Origin of the sequence: Tabrizicola sp., from assembly GCF_016793705.1 — a bacterium.
Lineage (GTDB): Bacteria > Pseudomonadota > Alphaproteobacteria > Rhodobacterales > Rhodobacteraceae > Tabrizicola.
This window is the reverse complement of sequence record NZ_JAEULO010000068.1, coordinates 89,874-108,903: the sequence shown is the minus strand read 5'-3', so window position 1 is coordinate 108,903 and position 19,030 is coordinate 89,874. Positions and strand designations below refer to the sequence as shown.

At 65.2% G+C, this 19,030-nt stretch carries 16 protein-coding genes and 1 pseudogene; 12 read left to right on the top strand and 5 right to left on the bottom strand.

Translation table 11 applies throughout. The features are described from left to right. The first annotated feature begins 102 nt into the window (after positions 1-102). From JNJ68_RS17995 to JNJ68_RS17975, 5 genes are all read left to right on the top strand, one after another. A complete protein-coding gene (locus JNJ68_RS17995; RefSeq protein ID WP_294984679.1) occupies positions 103-2,367 on the top strand; it encodes an FdhF/YdeP family oxidoreductase in 2,265 nt (754 codons plus the stop codon). Positions 2,368-2,459: 92 nt separating this feature from the next. After that, complete coding sequence (locus JNJ68_RS17990; protein WP_294984676.1) at positions 2,460-2,813, top strand: DoxX family protein; 354 nt, start codon at positions 2,460-2,462, stop codon at positions 2,811-2,813. 93 nt (positions 2,814-2,906) lie between these two features. Then, the gene (locus JNJ68_RS17985; protein ID WP_294984673.1) at positions 2,907-4,310 is read left to right on the top strand and encodes a cytochrome ubiquinol oxidase subunit I; all 1,404 of its coding nucleotides are present in this window, start codon (positions 2,907-2,909) and stop codon (positions 4,308-4,310) included. A 3-nt stretch (positions 4,311-4,313) separates the two neighbouring features. Continuing rightward, the gene (gene cydB, locus JNJ68_RS17980; protein WP_294984671.1) at positions 4,314-5,312 is read left to right on the top strand and encodes a cytochrome d ubiquinol oxidase subunit II; all 999 of its coding nucleotides are present in this window, start codon (positions 4,314-4,316) and stop codon (positions 5,310-5,312) included. Further along, the gene (locus tag JNJ68_RS17975) at positions 5,309-5,419 is read left to right on the top strand and encodes a DUF2474 family protein (RefSeq protein WP_294984668.1); all 111 of its coding nucleotides are present in this window, start codon (positions 5,309-5,311) and stop codon (positions 5,417-5,419) included. The genes cydB and JNJ68_RS17975 overlap by 4 nt, the downstream gene beginning before the upstream one ends. Positions 5,420-5,635: 216 nt before the next feature. On the opposite strand, the gene JNJ68_RS17970 is transcribed toward JNJ68_RS17975, so the two are convergent. From JNJ68_RS17970 to JNJ68_RS17950, 5 genes are read right to left on the bottom strand one after another with little or no spacing between them, the layout of a single operon-like run. Beyond that, a complete protein-coding gene (locus JNJ68_RS17970; protein WP_294984665.1) occupies positions 5,636-7,339 on the bottom strand; it encodes a dihydroxy-acid dehydratase in 1,704 nt (567 codons plus the stop codon). 12 nt (positions 7,340-7,351) lie between these two features. Then, positions 7,352-8,797: an NAD-dependent succinate-semialdehyde dehydrogenase gene (locus tag JNJ68_RS17965; protein WP_294984663.1), complete on the bottom strand. Its 1,446-nt coding sequence runs from the start codon at positions 8,795-8,797 to the stop codon at positions 7,352-7,354. Between the two features lie 11 nt (positions 8,798-8,808). Then, a complete protein-coding gene (locus tag JNJ68_RS17960; RefSeq protein ID WP_294984661.1) occupies positions 8,809-10,701 on the bottom strand; it encodes a thiamine pyrophosphate-dependent enzyme in 1,893 nt (630 codons plus the stop codon). A 14-nt stretch (positions 10,702-10,715) separates the two neighbouring features. Beyond that, positions 10,716-11,786 (bottom strand): Gfo/Idh/MocA family oxidoreductase, encoded by a 1,071-nt coding sequence (locus tag JNJ68_RS17955; RefSeq protein WP_294984658.1) that lies wholly within the window; start codon positions 11,784-11,786, stop codon positions 10,716-10,718. After that, positions 11,783-12,526 carry an IclR family transcriptional regulator gene (locus JNJ68_RS17950; RefSeq protein WP_294984656.1) on the bottom strand — a complete coding sequence of 248 codons (744 nt, stop codon included), beginning with the start codon at positions 12,524-12,526 and terminating at the stop codon, positions 11,783-11,785. Before JNJ68_RS17950 ends, JNJ68_RS17955 begins: the two co-directional genes overlap by 4 nt. 217 nt (positions 12,527-12,743) lie before the next feature. On the opposite strand from JNJ68_RS17950, the gene JNJ68_RS17945 reads away from it, so the two are divergent. The 7 genes and pseudogenes from JNJ68_RS17945 (at position 12,744) to JNJ68_RS17915 (ending at position 19,028) form a co-directional block, all read left to right on the top strand. Further along, positions 12,744-14,015: an extracellular solute-binding protein gene (locus JNJ68_RS17945; protein ID WP_294984653.1), complete on the top strand. Its 1,272-nt coding sequence runs from the start codon at positions 12,744-12,746 to the stop codon at positions 14,013-14,015. Between the two features lie 59 nt (positions 14,016-14,074). Continuing rightward, positions 14,075-14,956: a sugar ABC transporter permease gene (locus JNJ68_RS17940; protein ID WP_294984650.1), complete on the top strand. Its 882-nt coding sequence runs from the start codon at positions 14,075-14,077 to the stop codon at positions 14,954-14,956. Further along, the gene (locus JNJ68_RS17935) at positions 14,949-15,797 is read left to right on the top strand and encodes a carbohydrate ABC transporter permease (RefSeq protein ID WP_294984647.1); all 849 of its coding nucleotides are present in this window, start codon (positions 14,949-14,951) and stop codon (positions 15,795-15,797) included. Before JNJ68_RS17940 ends, JNJ68_RS17935 begins: the two co-directional genes overlap by 8 nt. Before the next feature lie 3 nt (positions 15,798-15,800). Then, a pseudogene (gene ugpC / locus JNJ68_RS17930) lies at positions 15,801-16,852 on the top strand (sn-glycerol-3-phosphate ABC transporter ATP-binding protein UgpC). 283 nt (positions 16,853-17,135) lie between these two features. Continuing rightward, the gene (locus tag JNJ68_RS17925; RefSeq protein ID WP_294985189.1) at positions 17,136-17,384 is read left to right on the top strand and encodes a DUF2282 domain-containing protein; all 249 of its coding nucleotides are present in this window, start codon (positions 17,136-17,138) and stop codon (positions 17,382-17,384) included. Between the two features lie 56 nt (positions 17,385-17,440). Next, positions 17,441-18,295: a DUF692 domain-containing protein gene (locus JNJ68_RS17920; RefSeq protein ID WP_294984645.1), complete on the top strand. Its 855-nt coding sequence runs from the start codon at positions 17,441-17,443 to the stop codon at positions 18,293-18,295. Continuing rightward, the gene (locus JNJ68_RS17915; RefSeq protein ID WP_294984642.1) at positions 18,201-19,028 is read left to right on the top strand and encodes a DNA-binding domain-containing protein; all 828 of its coding nucleotides are present in this window, start codon (positions 18,201-18,203) and stop codon (positions 19,026-19,028) included. Before JNJ68_RS17920 ends, JNJ68_RS17915 begins: the two co-directional genes overlap by 95 nt. Positions 19,029-19,030 lie beyond the last annotated feature (2 nt).

Below are 19,030 nucleotides of genomic sequence, written 5' to 3'. Positions count from 1 at the left end.
CGCTTCGCCCGCTTGGCCCGTTCTCGAGCTGAGACTGACGGTTGATCATCTTGCTTGATCGGATAAGCTCACCCCAGTGCGTGCAGTAATAGGTAGTTAGAGATGCCGCCAGACAAACCCAGATACCGCACGTACGCGCATCCGGCGGGGGGTTGGGGGGCAGCGGGGGCGACCGCCAGGGCCCTGATGCAGCAAAGTGCGCTGACCAAGGGGTCGCGAGCGCTTTTGTCGATGAACCAGCCGGGCGGGTTCAAATGCCCCAGTTGCGCCTTTCCCGATCCTTGCAAGCGCCAAACGCTGGAATTCTGCGAACAGGGCGCAAAGGCTTTGGCGTTCGAAGCCACGAAGCAACGTGTGACGCGCGCCTTCTTTGCTCAGCACAGCGTGACCGCGTTGCGCGCGCAGACTGATCACTGGCTGGAAATGCAGGGCCGCCTGACCGAGCCGATGCGCTATGACGCCGCGACCGATCACTACGTTCCGATCAGTTGGGACGACGCTTTCGCGCTGATCGGGCGGCACCTGCGCGGCCTCGACACGCCACATCAGGCCGAGTTTTACACGTCGGGCCGCACCCCGAACGAAGTTGCCTTCCTGTGGTCGGTGATGGTGCGCGAATTCGGCACCAACAACTTCCCAGACTGTTCCAACATGTGTCACGAACCGACCAGCCGGGGGCTTCCGCCTTCGATCGGGATTGGCAAGGGCACTTGCCGGATGGAAGACTTCGACAGCACCGAGGCGATCTTCATATTCGGCCAGAACACCGGCAGCAATTCGCCGCGCATGATGACCAATCTGACCGAGGCGCGCCGTCGCGGCATCCCGATCATCGCGATCAATCCGATGCCGGAACGCGCGATGGAGCAATATACCGGCCCGCAGGATTTGGTTCAGATGGCGACCTTCCGCCATGACGTCATCGCCAGCGAATTCGTCCGCGTCCGGGCGGGGGGCGATCTGGCGCTGATCAAGGGCATGATGAAGGCTATCTTCGAACGCGCCTCGGCGGGCGAGGATGCGCTGGATCAGGCTTTCATCGACCAGCATACGGTCGGGATCGACGCAGTGCGTGCAGACATATCCGCTCAGGACTGGGCCGAGATCGTCGCCCATTCCGGCGTGACCGAGGATCAGATCCGCCGGATCACCGATGTCTATGTCCGGTCCAACGCCACAATGGCCTGTTTCGGCATGGGGCTGACGCAGCACCAGCGCGGCTCGCAGCTTTTGCAGCAGCTGTGCAACCTGCTGTTCCTGCGCGGCAACATCGGCAAGCCCGGTGCCGGCATCGTTCCGGTGCGCGGCCATTCCAACGTGCAGGGCGACCGCACCTGCGGTATCAATGACCGACCCACGCCCGAGTTGCTTGACGCCTATCAGCGTGTCTTCGGGTTCGATGCGCCGCGCGAGGATGGCCACAACGTCCAGAAGGCCGTCGAGGCGATGTATGCCGGTCAGGCGCGTGTCTTCATCGGCATGGGCGGCAATTTCGCCCGCGCGGTCCCGGACACGGATCGCACCTATGCGGCGATGGGCAAGCTTGACCTGACAGTCGGCATCAACACCAAGCTCAACCGCGGACATCTGATCCACGGACGCGAGGCGCTGATCCTGCCGGTGATCGCGCGGTCCGAGGTGATCCGTACCGCCAAGGGCCCCCAGACGCTGACGATCGAGGACATGATCGCCAAGGTCACCGCCTCGCGCGGGGTACTGGAACCGCCAAGCGACGATTGCATGGCCGAGGTCGAAATCGTCTGTCGCATCGCGATGGCCGCGCTGTCTGAAACCCGCACGACCTGGGCCGCCTTTGCCGCGGACTACGACCTGATCCGGGACAAGATCGCCGAGGTGTTCAGTGACATCTACGTCGGCTTCAACGATCGGCTGAAGGCGCCCGAAGGGTTCTACCTTGATGTGCCGCCGCGTCGGCGCGAATTCCATACCGACAGTGGCAAAGCCAATTTCCTTGTCCTCGACGGCCTGCATGCCGACGATCCGGTGGACGATCCCGGGATGCTGCGCCTGCTGACGGTCCGGTCGCAGGATCAGTTCAACACCACGATCTACAGCGACAACGACCGCTATCGCGGGGTCTGGGGCAACCGGATGGTGCTGTTCATGAACCCCGAGGATCGCTCGGCACGCGGATTGCGGAACGAACAGGTCATCGGGCTTGAGACGATTTATGACGATGGCTTTACCCGCCGGGTCACCGGGCTGACAGTGCTGGATTATCCGCTGACAAAGGGCTGCGTGGCTGGATATTATCCGGAGTTGAATTCGCTGATCCCCAACGGCTATCACGACGGCATCAGCGGCACTCTGGCAGGAAAGTCGATTCCGGTTCGGGTCGTGCCATGACCATGGCGGCCCCGGCAACGACCTATCGTTTGATGCGGCACGTCGCGGGAATGATCGATCAACTGTCACACCTAAAGTGAAAAGGATGTTCCATGACCGGGATTGCACTCATCATCGCGCGCCTGATGCTTGGTATTCCGTTCATCATCTGGGGCGTGATGAAGCTGCGTGGGGGCGAGGCCAAGCTTGTCCCGGTGCTCGCCGGGCTGGGGCTGCCGGATGCAACCGCCCTCGCCTACCTTGTCGGTCTTTGTGAACTTGTCGGCGGTATCGGTGTGGTGATCGGGTTTCCGGTCGTCCTGTTCAGCGTCCTCCTGGGCATCTGGTGCCTTGTCACGGGCTATGTCGGCCATCGGAAGGATGTGAACCAGTTCTTGTCGCATGTCGCCATGGCAGGAGGGTTCCTGGCCCTTGCGGTCGCCTCGTCAGGCATGGCGGCCGCTTAGATCGCGGAATGTAGCGGTTGGCGTGCGCTCCTGCGAAAAGTCTTGGCGCTGTTCTGGGGACAGGCCAACATAACGGGCTGACAGGAGGAAAGCATGAGCGATTTCTTCGACGCAGTGGTGCTTGCGCGGCTGCAGTTTGCCTTCACCCTGTCGTTCCACTTCATCTTTCCATCCTTCACCATCGGGCTGGCAAGCTTTCTGGCCGTGCTGAACGGACTGTGGCTCTGGAAGGGCGAGCCCTACGCAACGGTCTACGCCTATTGGTCAAAGATATTTGCCATGGTCTTCGGCATGGGGGTCGTGTCCGGCGTGGTGATGTCCTACCAATTTGGCACCAACTGGTCGGCCTTTTCCCACAAGGCCGGGCCGGTCATTGGGCCACTCATGGCCTATGAGGTGATGACGGCCTTCTTTCTCGAGGCCGGATTCCTGGGTGTCATGCTGTTCGGGCGCGAGAAGGTGGGTCCGGGCATCCATTTCTTTGCAACCTGCATGGTTGCCCTTGGCACGCTCGTCTCGGCCACATGGATCATTGCGGTGAATTCCTGGATGCAGACGCCACAGGGCACGGTGTTCAACGACGCCGGTCAATATGTTCCGGCCGATTGGTGGGCGATCATCTGGACGCCCAGTTTTCCATACCGCCTTGTCCATACCGTCCTCGCCGCATATCTGACGACCGCCTTTGCGGTCGGCGGCGTCGGGGCGTGGCATCTGTTGAAGGGTCGCAGTTCCGCGCCCGTGCGAACGATGTTCTCGATGGCGATGTGGATGGCGGCTCTGGTCACGCCTGTGCAGATTTTCGTCGGCGACGAGCATGGCCGCAACACTCTGGAGCATCAGCCCGTCAAGCTGCTGGCGATCGAGGGCGATTTTGACCCGAGCCCGAATGGAGCGCATCTGGTCCTGTTCGGCTTTCCCAGCAATGAAGACGAACGGGTCCACTTCCAGATCGCGATCCCGAAGCTGGGGTCGTTGATTCTCAAACATGACGCGACGGCTCCGCTGCCCGGCCTGAAGGACTACCCGAAAGAGGATTGGCCGCCCGTCTACATACCTTTCTGGTCCTTCCGCATCATGGTCGGCATGGCGATGATCATGCTTACGGTCGGCTGGTGGAGCCTTTACCAAAGATTCCGCGGCCGACTTTACGACGCGCCATGGCTGCAACGTGCGGCGCTGGTGGCATCGCCAACCGGGTTTGTGACCGTGATCGCCGGCTGGGTCACCACCGAGACCGGGCGCCAGCCCTGGGTGATCTATGGTCAGATGCGAACCGTCGAAGCGGTCGCACCGATCCAGGCCTCGGCGGTCGCGACCTCGCTGTTGATCTTTATCGTCGTCTATTTTGCCGCATTCGGTGCGGGCATCTGGTACATCCTGCGTCTGATGGCAGCACCGCCCGGCAGCGCATCGGAGATGATCGAAGCGCCTGAGCGGGCGGCAGGGATCACGCCGGCGGCCGGCCACAAATCTCTGACCGGCAAGGAGGGCTGAGCCATGGATCTGGCGCTGATCTGGGCAGGAATTATCGGCTTTGCGGTCTTTGTCTACGTCGTCATGGACGGGTTCGATCTGGGCATCGGCATCCTGTTTCCGCGCATTCAGTCTGACGAGGACCGCGATCAGGCCATGAACGCGATCGCCCCCTATTGGGACGGCAACGAAACCTGGCTGGTCATGGGTGGCGGCGGTCTGCTGGCCGTCTTCCCGACAGTCTATGCGGTTCTTCTGCCGGCCACCTATCCGCTGATCATCGCCATGCTTGTGGGCCTTATTCTTCGCGGCGTCGCGTTCGAGTTCCGCTGGCGCGACAAACGGCACAAGGCGCTCTGGGACCAGGCGTTCTTTGTTGGATCAGGGCTGGCGGCGATGGCGCAGGGCATGATCCTTGGAGCGATCATTCAGGGGATCAAGATCGCCGACAACGCCTATGCGGGCGGGCTCTTCGACTGGCTGACGCCGTATACGCTGCTGACCGGCCTTGGCGTGGTCGCGGGTTATGCGCTGCTTGGGGCCGGCTGGCTGGTCTGGCGCACGGACGGGCGCTTGCAGAACCGGGCGCGGACCTGGACCTTCGGGTTGACCGTCATCGTGCTGGGGCTCGTCGCGCTGGTCAGCTTCGCGACATTGTTCGTGCAGGGCGCCTATTGGGAACGCTGGCTGTCCTTCCCGCGCATTCTGCTCGCCGCGCCGGTGCCGGTGCTCGCCGCGCTGGCGGGGCTGCGGCTGTTGACCGGAATTGACCGTTCGCCCGATCATATGCCGTTCGTCATGGCGCTGGCCCTTTTCGCCATGGGCTATGCCGGGCTTGCGATCAGCATCTATCCCGACATGCTTCCGCCTTCGCTGACGATCCAGGCCGCCGCCGCACCGCCGGAAAGCCTTTGGTTCCTTCTGGTCGGAGCCGTCATCGTCATACCCCTGATCCTGGCCTATACCGGCTGGGCCTATTGGGTGTTCCGCGGCAAGACCAGCACCAAGGGGGGTTATCATTGAGCGCACCAACCTTGCTGCGGCGGCTTGGCTGGCTGGCCCTGATCTGGTCCACAAGCGTGCTGGCCCTGGCGCTTGTCGCGGGCGTGCTGCGCCTGTGGCTGGTGTAGGCCGGGCCGAGCCGCCGCGCTGCGCGAGGCATGGCTGGCCGGGCTGGCGATACCGGGCATCGTCCTGGCCTTGCTGTTCGGCGGAGCTATGGTCGCAATCGCCGCCTCGATGGCGCTGCGCACCGCGCCCGAGGCCGACACACCCGGCCAAATGCGGTCCGTCTGCCGGTTCTCTGCCGCATCCTCAAGTTCCGACAGACTTGTTCCCGCTGGCGTTCACTCCATCGGCTCGAGGAAATCGAAATCGCAGCCCTCTGTCGCCGATGTGACATGCTCATGATACAGCCGTGCGTATCCGCGCGCCGGTCTGTAGCCTGATCCCACGGTTTCGGTCGCCCGTTCGGACAGGGTCGCCGCATCCACCAGCAGGTCGATCCGCTTCCTGCTGGCGGACAGGCGGATCCGGTCGCCATTCCTGACCAGAGACAGCGGACCACCCACCGAAGCCTCGGGCGAGACATGCAGGACGATCGTGCCGAATGCGGTTCCCGACATCCGCGCGTCCGAGACGCGGACCATGTCCTTCACCCCGGCCTGCGCCAGTTTCTTCGGGATCGGCAGGTAACCGGCCTCGGGCATGCCGCTGGCGCTTTTCGGTCCGGCATTCTGCAGGACGAGGATGTCTTCGGCGGTCACGTCCAGATCGGGATCGTCGATCCGGGCGGCGAGGTCCTCGAGTGAGGTGAAGACCACCGCCCGCCCCTCATGCTCAAGCAGCGCCTCGGTCGCGGCGGCGCGCTTCAGGATCGCGCCTTCGGGCGCGAGGCTGCCCCTCAGAGCGATCAGGCCGCCCACCGGGGAAATCGGGCTGCTTGCCTCGCGGATCACCGCGCGGTCGATCGGATCGGCCAAAGGACGCGCCAGGCGGTCGGCAAGGGTCTCTCCCGTGATGCTGCGGGTTCCAGTCTCCAGCTGCGGTGCGATCTCGCGCAACACGCCCTCCAGCCCGCCTGCGTAGTGGAAATCCTCCATGTATCCCGCGCCGACGGGTTTGAGGTCGACCAGAACCGGGGTTTCGTCGGACAGCAGGTTGAAATCGTCGAGGTCCAGCTTCATCCCGATCCGCCCTGCGACGGCGGCCATGTGGATGACTGCGTTGGTCGAACCCGAAACCGCCAGCAGCACGCGCTGCGCATTGCGGATCGCGACCGGGGTGACGACCTCGGTCGGGCGGGGCCCCCCGGTGAACGCCATCTGCGCGGCCAGCTTTCCGGTTTCCTCGCAGTTGCGCAGCCGATCGGCATGAACCGCCGGGATCGCGGCCGAGCCGGGCAGCATCATGCCGATCGTTTCCGCCATCAGCGCCATGGTCGAGGCGGTCCCCATCACCGCACAGGTGCCAGAGGTCACGGCAAGACGGCCTTCGACCTGGTCGATCTCCTCTGCCGGGACCTTGCCAGCGCGGAAGCTGCCCCAGAACCGGCGGCAGTCGGTGCAGGCGCCCAGGCGTTCGCCCCGGTGCCGCCCGGTCATCATCGGCCCGGCGACGACCATCGCGGCGGGCTTGTCGGCAGAGATCGCGCCCATCAGCATGGCGGGCACGGTCTTGTCGCAGCCGCCCATCAGCACCACGGCATCCATCGGCTGTGCCCGGATCATCTCTTCGACCGCCATGGCCATCAGGTTGCGGTAGACCATCGACGTGGGCGACAGGAAGACCTCGCCAAGTGAGATCACCGGAAAGGTGACGGGCAGCGCGCCCGCCGCAAGGACGCCGCGCTTCACCGCTTCGATCATCTCGGGGAAATGGCGGTGGCAGTTGTTGAAGCCGGACTCGGATGTACAGATGCCGACAATGGGCTTGTCCAGCGCTTCACCGGTATAGCCCATCGACTTGGCGAAGGACCGGCGCAGGTAGCGGGCGAAGTCGCGGTCGCCGTAGTTGGTCAGCCCGTTTTCAAGGCCCCTGGGTTTGGTCATGGTCGGGTCCTTTCACGCAAGGCTCAGGCGGTGGCGGGTGTATTTGGGCGTCAGGTAGTCAAGGATGCCAAGGCTTCCCCCCTCGCGCCCGAAACCGGACTGCTTGGTTCCGCCGAACGGGGCCTCGGCGGTCGCAAGAAGCGTTTCGTTGATCCCCACCATGCCCGCCTCCAGCGCCTCGGCGGTGCGGGCGGCAAGCGCCGCGCTTTCGGTGAAAACGTAAGCCGCAAGGCCGAAGTCGGTGGAATTGGCGCGGGCGATGACCTCGTCGAAGTCCTCCCAGGCGGCAATCGGGGCCACGGGGGCAAAGGGCTCCTCGTGCATGATGCGGGCCGCGTCCGGGACATCGGCCAGCACCGTCGGTTCCAGGAAATGCCCGTGGTTCAGATGCGCCGGGCGTCCGCCCCCGGCCAGAAGCCGCGCACCCTTGCCCTCGGCGTCGGCGATCAGGGACAGCGCGGCGTCGACGGCCCGCGCCCGGATCATCGGGCCCATCGTGGTGGCGGGGTCAAGGCCGTTACCGGGGCGGATCGACCGCGCCACCTCGGCAAAGGCGGTCTCGAAGGCCGGGATGATCGCCCGATGGACATAGAAGCGCGAAGGCGAGATGCAGACCTGTCCGCAGTTGCGGAACTTGGTCGCGGCCAGCTTGCGGGCGGCGGCCACGGGATCCGTGTCAGAGTGGACGATCACCGGGGCATGGCCGCCCAGCTCCATCGTCACCTTCTTCACGTCATCGGCCGCGATCCGCAGCACCTGCCTGCCCACGGGGACCGACCCGGTAAGCGACACCTTGCGGATCACCGGCGACCGGATCAGCCGTTCCACCATCGGCACGGCAGGCCCGGTCAGGATCGACAGCACTCCTTCAGGCAACCCCGCCGAAGTCAGCGCCTCGGCCAGGGCAAAGCAGCTACCCGGCGCCTCGCTGGCCGGGCGGGCGACGACGCTGCATCCGGCAGCGAGCGCAGCGGTGATCTTGCGTGCGGGCAGCAGCATGGGGAAGTTCCAGGCCGAAAGCGCAAGGCACGGGCCGACCGGCTGGTAGCTGACGGACAGCCGCTCATGCGGGTTCCGGCCCGGGATGGTCTGGCCGTAGATCCGCTTGGCCTCTTCTCCCTGCCATTCGAACTGGTCGGCCGAAGCCATGACCTCGGCCCTCGCCTCGGCCAGGGGTTTGCCGGTCTCGGTGGACATGACGCTGGCCAGCGCATCGGCATTCGCGCGCAGATGGTCGGCCGCGCGGCGCAGGACGCCCGCGCGGTCCCAGGCCGAGGTGGCGGCCCAGAGGGGAAAGCTGCGCGCGGCGGCGGCAAGGGCCGCGTCCTGATCGGCCTCGGTCGCGACGGGGATCGTGCCGATGACGGCCTCGGTCACCGGGCTATGGACTGGCATCGTCGCACCGTCCGAGGCGCTGCGCCACGCGCCCGCGATGAAGAGGCCTTGGGTCGAATACATCGCGCGCTCCGTCAGATCAGGGTTTCGGCATAACGAGCCTGCACCGCCGCACACCAGTTGCCGACGTTCCATTGCCCGTATGCTCCCATGCCACCGGCCGGATCGGGGCCGAAGTAGACGGGAACGTGTACCAGACTGAGACCCCGGTGAGCCCGGGCGCGGGTCAGCGCCGCAGTCAGTTCCTCGGGCGAGGTGCCGCCGTCGAAGGCCACCACACCCTTCACCGCCTGGGCAAGGGCGAGGTAGTCGACCTCCACCCCGTCATGGGTCCGCCAGTTCACACCGTATTGCGCCTCTTGCAGGCTGGAGATCGCGGCCATGCGGCGGTTGTCGAAGAGCAGGATCGTGCCATGCACCCGATGCGCCACCGCATCGATCAGCACCTGCGGGTTCATCATGAAGGACCCGTCGCCGGTGAATGCCACGCCATATCGTCCCATGTCGGCCAGCCCCTGCGACAGCAGCGCCGAGACGGCGAAGCCCATGTAGGATGCGCCGCTTTCGGTGAAGGTCTGGAACGGCGCGTCATCCTTCACGATCTGAAAGCCGTTGGCCTGCACATCGCCCGCATCGAAGAACTTCAGCGCTCCCGCCTTGCAGCACCACGCATCCGCCGCGGCAATGGCCTGGGTCTGGGTCATCACTGGACGCGGCCACAACGGATCGGCCAGTGCCGGACCAGAGGCGCGGTCGGCCCGGAACGCCTGCCATTCGGCCTTCTTCGCCGCCGCCTCGGCCAGCCAGCCGGACTTGGCCGGGTTACGCTCCCGCCCCTCAAGCAAGGCCGCCAGCCGGTCGGCGACCACAGCGGCGTCGCCCGGCAAGGCGAGAGTCGCGTTGTAGTGCTGCACATCCACCGGATCGGCGTTCAGGTTCACCACCTGCCGCACCTTGGGCCAGCCGATGCCCGAGCAATCCGCCTGACAGACCGCGCGGCTGCCGATGACCACCAGAAGCTCGGCCTCTTCCATCGCCCAGTTGCCGCTGATCGAGCCCTTCGAACCCCCGACATGCAGGTTCTGCGGATGGGCGTCGGGCAGCACACCGACGGACCCGGGCGACAGGACCACCGCCGCCCCTGCCGCTTCGGCCAGCCTCCGGACAGCCGCCGCCGCCTGGCGCGCCCCGCCACCGGCCTTGATTGCCACCCGCCCCGCCCCGGCGATGGCCTGCGCTGCCAGGTTCAACGCCAGGTCATCGGCGGGGGCCAGGGTCGGGAAGGACGGCCGCTCCGGCAGGGCGTCCAGCCGCAGCATGACCGGCGATTCCTGCGTGTTCAGCGGCAGGTTCAGGTAGAAGGGCCCGGGCCGCCACGGATGGAACACGGAAGACGCACCCTTCCGCAATCCATCGCGCAGCGCACCCGGGCTATGCAGCGTGTAGGAGGCCCCCATCAGGGAGGAGATCTGGGAAAAGACCCCCTGTGCCGGTTTCGGCACCTGCTGCATGTTGTAGCCTTCGCCGTGCGTCGTCTCGTCGCCGTAGAGATGATAGACGCCCACCCCGTTCGAGCTTGCCGCCAGCGAGGCCGCCATCGCCTGCAACGCCCCCGGCCCGATCGAGGTCACGACCGCTGGCACCTCGCCATAGACCCAGCTCAGCGCCGTGGCCGCATGGGCCATTTCCACCTCATTGCGGAACTGCCAGCAGCGCACCAGCCCGGCCGCCTCGTAGACGCGCAATACGTCCGCAAGCGCGGTGGAGCCATGACCGAAGATCGCCAGATACTTGGTCACGCCCTGCCGCATCAGACCCAGGACCAGCGCCTCGACCAGGGGCAGCGTGACGGTCGGCCCGGCCCCCTCGGCTGCCAGCAAGGCCTGCAGGCCGCCCGCCTTGGCCAGGAAGCGCGCGCGTGCCTCGGACGAAGCAAGATCGGCGAAACGATGCGACTCTGCCTGCATGATCGCGCCCCCGGTCAGACGTCCAGCCGGATCGTCCGGCCCTCGCGGGCGGACTGTTCGGCGGCAAGGGCAAAGCGCAGCACCTGCCGACCCTCGGCCGCGGTCAGAACCGGGGCGCCGCCGGTCTTCAGGGCGTTGATGTAGTGGCGCGTCGACTGGATGAAGCTGTGCTCCCAGCCCGAGGGCACGTCATAGGTCGTCAGCGCCCCGTCGCGGTATAGCGTGACCGGGGGCGTCGCCCCCAGCCGCCCATGGCCGCCGTTGATGAAGATCACCCCGGCGGTTCCGGTGATCTCCACCCGGTCGTCCTGGGCGTAGTGCTGGGTCATCAGCTCCATCCCGGGCGAATAGACGATCTCCAGGTTGCCGACGCGGTTGCCGGGGAAGCGGAACGACACCATCGACTGGGCGTCGAACCGGATCCCGCCCGGGCCTTCGCAATCCCCGATGAAGGCATGGACCTCGGACGGGTTGCCCATGAAGTGCCAGGCCAGCGCGAATTTGTGGTGCCCGTCGTCAAAGACCAGCGGCCCGCCGCCGGCATGGCCCGTCTCCTGCCGCCAGGCGTTCGCCGCGGCGGGAACCTCCCAGGCGGTCGCGCTGCGGGCCGGGTTCGACTTGATGCGGATCGACAGCGGCGTGCCGATGGCGCCTTCATCGATCAACGCGCGCGCCTTCATCACCGGCGGATAGAAGATGAAATTCTCGAAGATCTTCACCGGCCGGTCGTGCGCCTCGGCCGCCGCGACCAGCTGGTCCGCCTCCTCCAGGTTCAGACACATCGGCTTTTGCAAAGACACGATCTTGCCCGCCGCCATCGCCTTCAGCGCCACCGGCAGGTGCAGGTGGTGGGGCAGCAGGATTTCCACCAGGTCGAGGTCGGGCCGTGCAAGGAAGGCGTCGATGTCATCGTCCACCGCCACATCCCGGATACCCCAGGCCGCCGCCTTCGACTTCGCCTGCGCCGTATCGCGGTCGCACAGCGCGACGATCCGCGCATCGGGATTCTGCAGGTATTCGATCGCGTGGAGATCCGAGATCCGGCCCGTGCCGATCAGTCCGACACGCAGCGGCGAGGTGGTCATTTGGGTGGTTCCTTCTGCAATCCGCCCTGTCCGGCGGCGGCCACGAAGCGGCCAAGTTCGTGCAACCGGGCATCGGTGACCCGGACCGAGGGGCCCGAGACGCCGATGGCTGCGATCATCGCCCCCGCTTCGTCATAGATTGGCCGGGCAACGCAGCGGATGCCCGGAGCGAATTCCTCGTCGTCGATCGAATAGCCCCGCGCCCGGGTGCGCTCGATCTCCTCTGCCAGCGCGCGGCGCGTTGTCAGGGTGCGTGGGGTGAAGGAGGGTTGCGCGTCCGGCATCTGCGCCTGCCCGAAGGTCAGGAAAGCCTTGCCAAGCGCAGTGCAGTGGAGCGGCGACAGCGCGCCGATCGGGTGATCCACCTTCAGGGGCAAGGGGCTGTCCACCTTGTCGATATACCAGACCCTCTGCCCCACCAGCGCCGCCAGATGCGCACATTCGCCGGTCTCCGCCACCAGCGCCTCCAATGTGGCGCGCCAGGCTTCCTTGACGGCGACGATCTCCTCCAACGTATGCTCGGTGCGCGCACGGCTGGCCAGCCTGTCGCTGGGCCGGTAGCGGCGGCTGTCGTCCTGCACCGCATAGCCCATCGCGACCAGCGTCTTGAGCAGATGCGCCGCGTTCGACTTGTCGACCCCCAACGCCTCGGCCACATCGGTCAGCCGGACGGGCCCGGGCTGGGCGGACATGAAGCTCAGGGCTTCGAGGCCACGGGACAGGGATTGCAGCAGGCGCATGGGACGGGCTCCGATCAGATGGGACTGAATTTGCGCTATGCTAAACTGATAGTTTGACATAGCGCAACTTTCTCCTGCTTTTGGTTCCCGTTACCGCTATTTCTCGCATTCCAGCGCGCTATGCAACACTTTTTGTTGACATGGCGGCAATTCTTGGCGATCAACGACGAGACGGCGGAATAAAGTGCCGCATATTTCAACTTCTTGGGAGGAAGAGATGAAAGAGATCAGTCGGCGCGGGCTGCTGATGGGGTCGCTTGCGATTCCGATGCTGGGCATGGCGCGCCTGGCCTGGGCGCAGTCGGGCGAAGTCACGATCAGCCACTATTTCACCGGCGAGCTGGGCCTGAAGGCCTTCAACGAACAGGTCGCGAAGTTCACCGAAGCGACCGGAATCGCCATGAAGGAAAGCCCGGTCGGGCACGAGGACTTCAAGACCGACATCCTGGTCCGCGCTGCGGGCAACAGCCTGCCCGACGTGTTCAGCTACTGGGCCGGCGCGCGGGTGCAGTTCATCGTCGATTCGAACGCCCTGCACCCCATCGACGAGATGTGGGCTACGAACGGCTTGGATGCGGTGATCGCAAAACCCGTGGCCGACAGTGCCACGCTCTACAACGGCAAGCGCTATCTGGTGCCGATGAACTACCACTATGCGGGCATGTTCTACAACGTGAAGGTGCTGGCTGACGCCGGGATGACCGCGCCGCCCGCGACCTGGGAGGAGTTCCTTGCCCTCTGCGAGGCGCTGAAGGGCAAGGGTGTTGCGCCGATTGCGCTGGGGTCCAAAAACCGCTGGCCGGCGCAGTTCTGGTTCGACTACCTGCTTCTGCGCACCGCCGGGCCGGACTATCGCGCGAAGCTCATGTCGGGCGAGGCCAAGTATTCCGACGCCGAGGTCGCCGCTGCGCTCGCGATGTGGAAGGACCTGTTCGACAAGGGTTATTTCGTCGAGAACGCCAATGCCGACGACTGGACCGACGCCTCCGACAAGGTGGCGCGGGGCGAGGCGGCGATGACGCTGATGGGAACCTGGATCACCGGCTACTGGAACGGCAACGGGCTGGTCCCGGGGCAGGACTACGACTTCTTCGAGTTCCCGAAGGTCAAGGATGGCGTGCCGAACGCGGCCGTCGGCCCGGTCGATGGTCTGGTGATCGCCGCGAATGCCGCAAACGTGGCGGGGGCCGAGAAGTTCCTGTCCTTCATGGTCTCGGACGCAGGCGTTCAGGCGGCCTGGGCGAATGCGCAGGGGGCCTTGTCGGCAAACGTGAACGTGGACCCGGCCAGCTACAATGCGGTCATGCAGAAGGCCGCCGCAACCGTGGCTGCGGCCGAGGCCTTCGCCTTCAACTACGACCTTGCAACGCCGCCCCCGGTGGCGGAAGTCGGGCTGTCGATGTTCGCCCGTTTCATCGACGACCCTTCGCAAGCCGAAGCCATTCTGGCACAGGTGGCGACAGACGCCGAAGCCGCCTTCAAGGAATGACACATGCTTCGGGCCGCCCCGATCCGGGCGGCCCGGGCTGACCGCAGGACGCAGGACAGATGGAACAGCACAACCGCTTCTGGCGCATCGCGCTTCTGTCCCTGCCCCTGGCGGTCTTCGGACTGTTCGTGGTCTGGCCGCTTCTCAGCTCGTTCTACTACAGCTTCACGAACTGGAACGGGTTCGACCCCGATTACAGCTTCGTCGGCTTCGACAACTTCGCCAAGATCGCCACGGACCGGCTTTTCCTGCAGGCGGCGATCAACACGACGATCTGGATGGTCGCGGCCATCGTGCTGCCCACGGCGCTTGGCCTGATGCTGGCGCTTCTTCTGGATGCCCGAGTGACCGGCGCGCGGGTGTTCAAGAGCATCTTCTACCTGCCGATCTGCCTGTCCGCCGTGATCGTCGGGCAGATCTGGACCTGGATCTACCAGCCGGACTGGGGGCTTCTGAACACCATCATCGCCCAGGTCACGGGCGAGACGTTCAAGTATGCCTGGCTTGCCAAGCCCGACTCGGCCCTGTGGTCGGTGATCGTGGCCTGGTCCTGGCAGCAGACGGGGCTGTCCATGGTGATCTACCTCGCCGGCCTGACAGCCATTCCCGGCGACCTGCTCGAGGTGTGCGAGATCGAAGGCGCCTCGCCCTGGCAACGCTTCCGCCGCGTGGTCCTGCCGCTGCTGGCGCCATCGACGGTGGTCGTGGTGGCGCTCTCGGTCATCAACTCGCTGAAAGGGTTCGACATCCTGTACATCATGACCGGCGGCGGGCCGTTCAATTCGTCGGACACGCTGGCCATGCACATGTACAACGAAAGCTTCAAGAAATACCTGATGGGCTATGGATCTGCGATTTCCGTGGTGCTGTTCCTGATCGCGCTGGCGATCATCGGGCTCTACTTCCGCCAGCTGCGCAAGGTGGACCGGATCTATGGCTGACACCTTGCCCGCCACCCGCTTCAACCCCTGGCCCGCGACGATCTTCACCATCCTCTGCGTGCTGGCAGTGCTGTTCCTGTTGCCCACCGTCGGAGTGCTCCTCTCCTCGATCAAGACCACGCGCGAGATTTCGATGGGAGAGCTCTGGTCGCTGCCCGCCAGCCTCTACCTCGGCAACTTCGCCGAGGTGCTGGGCAACCCCGCTGTCCACCAGTATTTCCTGAACACGCTCCTCGTGACTCTGCCCGCGACGGCCGTGTCGATCACGCTGGGGGCGCTTGCCGGCTATGTCTTCGCCAAGCTGCCGTTCCGCGGGTCGAATGTGCTGTTCCTGGGGATCGTGGCGGGCATGTTCTTCCCGCCGCAGGTGATCCTGGTGCCGCTCTTCCGGCTCTTCAACGGAATTGGCCTGATCGACACGCTCTGGCCGGTGATCATCGTCCACTCGGCCCTTGGCCTGCCGATCTGCGTCCTGATGATGCGCAACTTCTTCGCCACCGTCCCGAACGCGCTGCGCGAAGCCGCCATCATGGAGGGCGCGAGCGAATGGCAGGTCCTGACCCGCGTGGTCCTGCCTTTGTCGCTGCCCGCGCTTGCGGTGCTGGCCACGCTGCAGTTCACCTGGATCTGGAACGATTTCCTCTGGCCGCTCATCTTCACCCAGTCCGATGACAAGCGGACGATCATGATCGGCATCGTCAACCTCAAGGGCCAGTATTCCGTCGCCTGGGGCGTGCAGGGCGCCCTGTCGCTGGTCGCCAGCTTGCCCACGCTCCTCGTCTTCCTGTTCTTCCAGCGCTTCTTCATCAAGGGCATGACCATGGGCGCGGTCAAAGGATAACCCATGGCACAGCTTCAACTTTCCGACCTTCGCAAATCCTTCGGTCCCGTCGAGGTGATCAAGGGCCTCGACCTCGACATCGCCGATGGCGAGTTCGTCGTCTTCGTCGGCCCCTCGGGCTGCGGCAAGTCCACCACGCTGCGCATGATCGCGGGGCTCGAGGATGCGACCTCCGGCACGATCCGGCTGGACAGCCACGACGTGACGCGCACCCGCCCCGCCGACAGGGGCATCGCGATGGTCTTCCAGTCCTACGCGCTGTTCCCGCACATGACGGTCGCCGACAACATCGGCTTCGGCTTGCAGCTAAGGAAGCAGGACCGCGCCATGATCTCAAAGCGCGTCGCCGAAGTGGCCGAGACGCTGCAACTGACCCCCCTTCTGGCGCGCTACCCCCGAGAATTGTCGGGCGGCCAGCGCCAGCGGGTCGCCATTGGCCGGGCGATCATCCGCAATCCCAGGGTCTTTCTGTTCGACGAGCCCCTTTCCAACCTTGATGCCGCCCTGCGTGTGCAGATGCGGCTTGAGATCGCCCGCCTGCACCAGCGGCTGGGCGCGACCATGGTCTATGTGACACACGACCAGGTCGAGGCGATGACACTTGCCGACCGGATCGTGGTGTTCAATGAAGGGCGGATCGAACAGGTCGGCTCTCCGATGGAACTGTACGAGCATCCGGCGAACCGCTTCGTCGCTGGGTTCATCGGGGCGCCGTCGATGAACTTCCTTCCTGTGCGCGTGACTGGCGTGCAGATCGAAAGCCCGGCATGAGGCCGGTTCCGGTTCTTTCTGGCAAGGAGACCGTCACGGAACTGGGTATGCGGCCCGAGCATTTGGCGATTGCGACCGAATCCGGTGCCGATCTGATTGGCGAGATCGAACTCATTGAACGTCTGGGTGCCGAAACCTATGCCTATATCCGTGTGCCGGGGCAGCCCTCGGATCTGACGGTCAGATTGCCGGGCCATACCCCGTACGGCCCCGGCAACCGGGTCGGGCTCATGGTCGATTGGACCCGGGCAAAGTGGTTCGATGGAAGCGGACGGGTTCTCTGATCGTACCCGATGCAGGGCGGTTGGCGGTCCGCTCTCCGCCCCTTGCGACGTCGTCGTCGCACCCGGCCCCAAGCGGACGGCCGATCGGCTTTGGTTGAATCAAGAATTGTCGGCCGACATCTTCTGGATCACGAAACCGCGATCGCTGTAACGGTGCCGATCCTCTCTGCGAACTGCTGGGTGAAGGGCAGATGGCCTTTCCGGTTTGACAGGGAGTTTTGACATGACTGCGATGACGTCCCGTTTCGTTCTTGGTGCCTCGCTGACCTGCGCGCTCGGCGCGATGGCTGTGACACCCGTGATGGCGGAAGATATGGAGAAGTGCTTCGGCGTGGCACTAGCCGGGCAGAACGACTGCGCGGCGGGGCCGGGGACGACCTGCGCCGGCACCTCCAAGGTCGATTTTCAGGGCAATTCGTGGAAGCTGGTTCCGGCGGGAACTTGCATGACGATGGAACTGCCGGCGGCCGAGGATGGCATGGCCCGGAACGGGTCGCTCGAGGCGCTGGAGCGCGACATTCCCAAGGCCTGATGCAGAGGGGCGCGCGGGTGGTCCGCGCGCCCTTTCTTCCATCCAGCGGAGGCACCATGACAGCGACGCTTCCCAATCTGCCCGGAGTGGGCTTCAAGCCCGAGCATTTCACCGCGATCCGCCATGGTGCGGCGGGGATCGGCTTTTTCGAGGTGCATGCCGAGAATTACATGGGTGCGGGCGGGTTGCCCCATGCACAACTCGGGGCGATCCGGGCGGATCATGCGCTGTCGGTGCATGGGGTGGGTCTGTCCATCGGCGGCGCGCGAGGGTTGGACACGGCGCATCTGACGCGACTGCGCAGGCTGTGCGACAGCTACGAGCCGGAAAGTTTTTCCGAGCATCTGGCATGGTCCAGCCACGGGGCGGAGTATCTGAACGACCTGTTGCCGCTGCCCTACACGGACGAGACGCTGCGTCTGGTCTGCAACCATGTGGATCAGGTGCAGGCGGCGCTGGGGCGACGGATGCTGCTGGAGAACCCGGCAACCTATCTGCGTTTCGCGCAGTCGACGATCCCGGAGACGGAGTTTCTGGCCGAAGTGGCGCGTCGGACGGGGTGCGGGCTGCTGCTCGACGTGAACAACGTCTTCGTTTCCTGCACCAACCATGGCACCGATCCCCGCGCATGGCTGGCGGCCTTTCCGCTGCATCAGGTGGGGGAGGTGCATCTGGGCGGGCATGATGCGGAAGAGTTGCCGTCCGGTCCGCTGCTGATCGACAGCCATGGGACCGCGGTGGCCAATCCGGTCTGGGCGCTGTTCGCCGAGGTGATCGCGCAGGTGGGGCCTTTGCCCACTCTGGTCGAATGGGACAATGACCTGCCCGATTGGCCCGTCCTGGTGGCGGAGGCCGCGCGGGCGGGAGAGATCCTGGCGGCGGGAGGTGTGGGCTTTGCACGCGCATCCTGAGTTCGTCGCTGCCTTCGATGCCGCGCTGCGGGGTGCGCCCGTCCCAAAGGGGATGGTGGCACGTCATCCGGAGGAGGTGGAGCGGCGCTTTGCCGTCTATCGCAACAACGTGGCGGTCAGCCTGGCCGAGGCGCTGGCCGCGCGGTTTCCGGTGATCCGGCGTCTGGTGGGCGAGGTGTTCTTCGCGCCGCTTGCTCGGCTTTACGCCGAAACGGACCGTCCGAAATCGCCCGTGCTGGCCGAATGGGGCGCGGGGTTCGCGGGGTTCCTGGAGGGGTTCCCGCCGCTGGCCGCCTATCCCTATCTGGGGGATGTGGCGCGGATCGAGTTCGCCCGTGGGCGGGCGTTCCATGCAGCGGATGCGCGGCCTGTCGATCCGGCTGTCCTTGCGGGGGCTGATCCAGAGCGGGTGCGGCTGATGCTGCATCCCTCCGTCACGCTGCTGACGCTGGCTTGTCCGGCGGTATCCATCTGGGCGCGCAATCAGCCGGGCAGAGAGGATGTGCCGCTTGTGGCAGGACCGGAATTCGCGCTGATCCTGCGGGATGCGGGGTTTCAGGTGCCGGTGCGGTCGGTGGGTCAAGGGGATGCCGCGATGCTGAGGGCGATCCTGTCGGGGGAGCGCCTGTCGCTTGCAGCGTCCGCGGGGCAGGCGGCGGAGGCTGGGCATGATCCGCAACCGCTGCTGATTGTGCTGATGCGGGCGGGGGCGATTGTCGATGCAAGGGAGTGAGA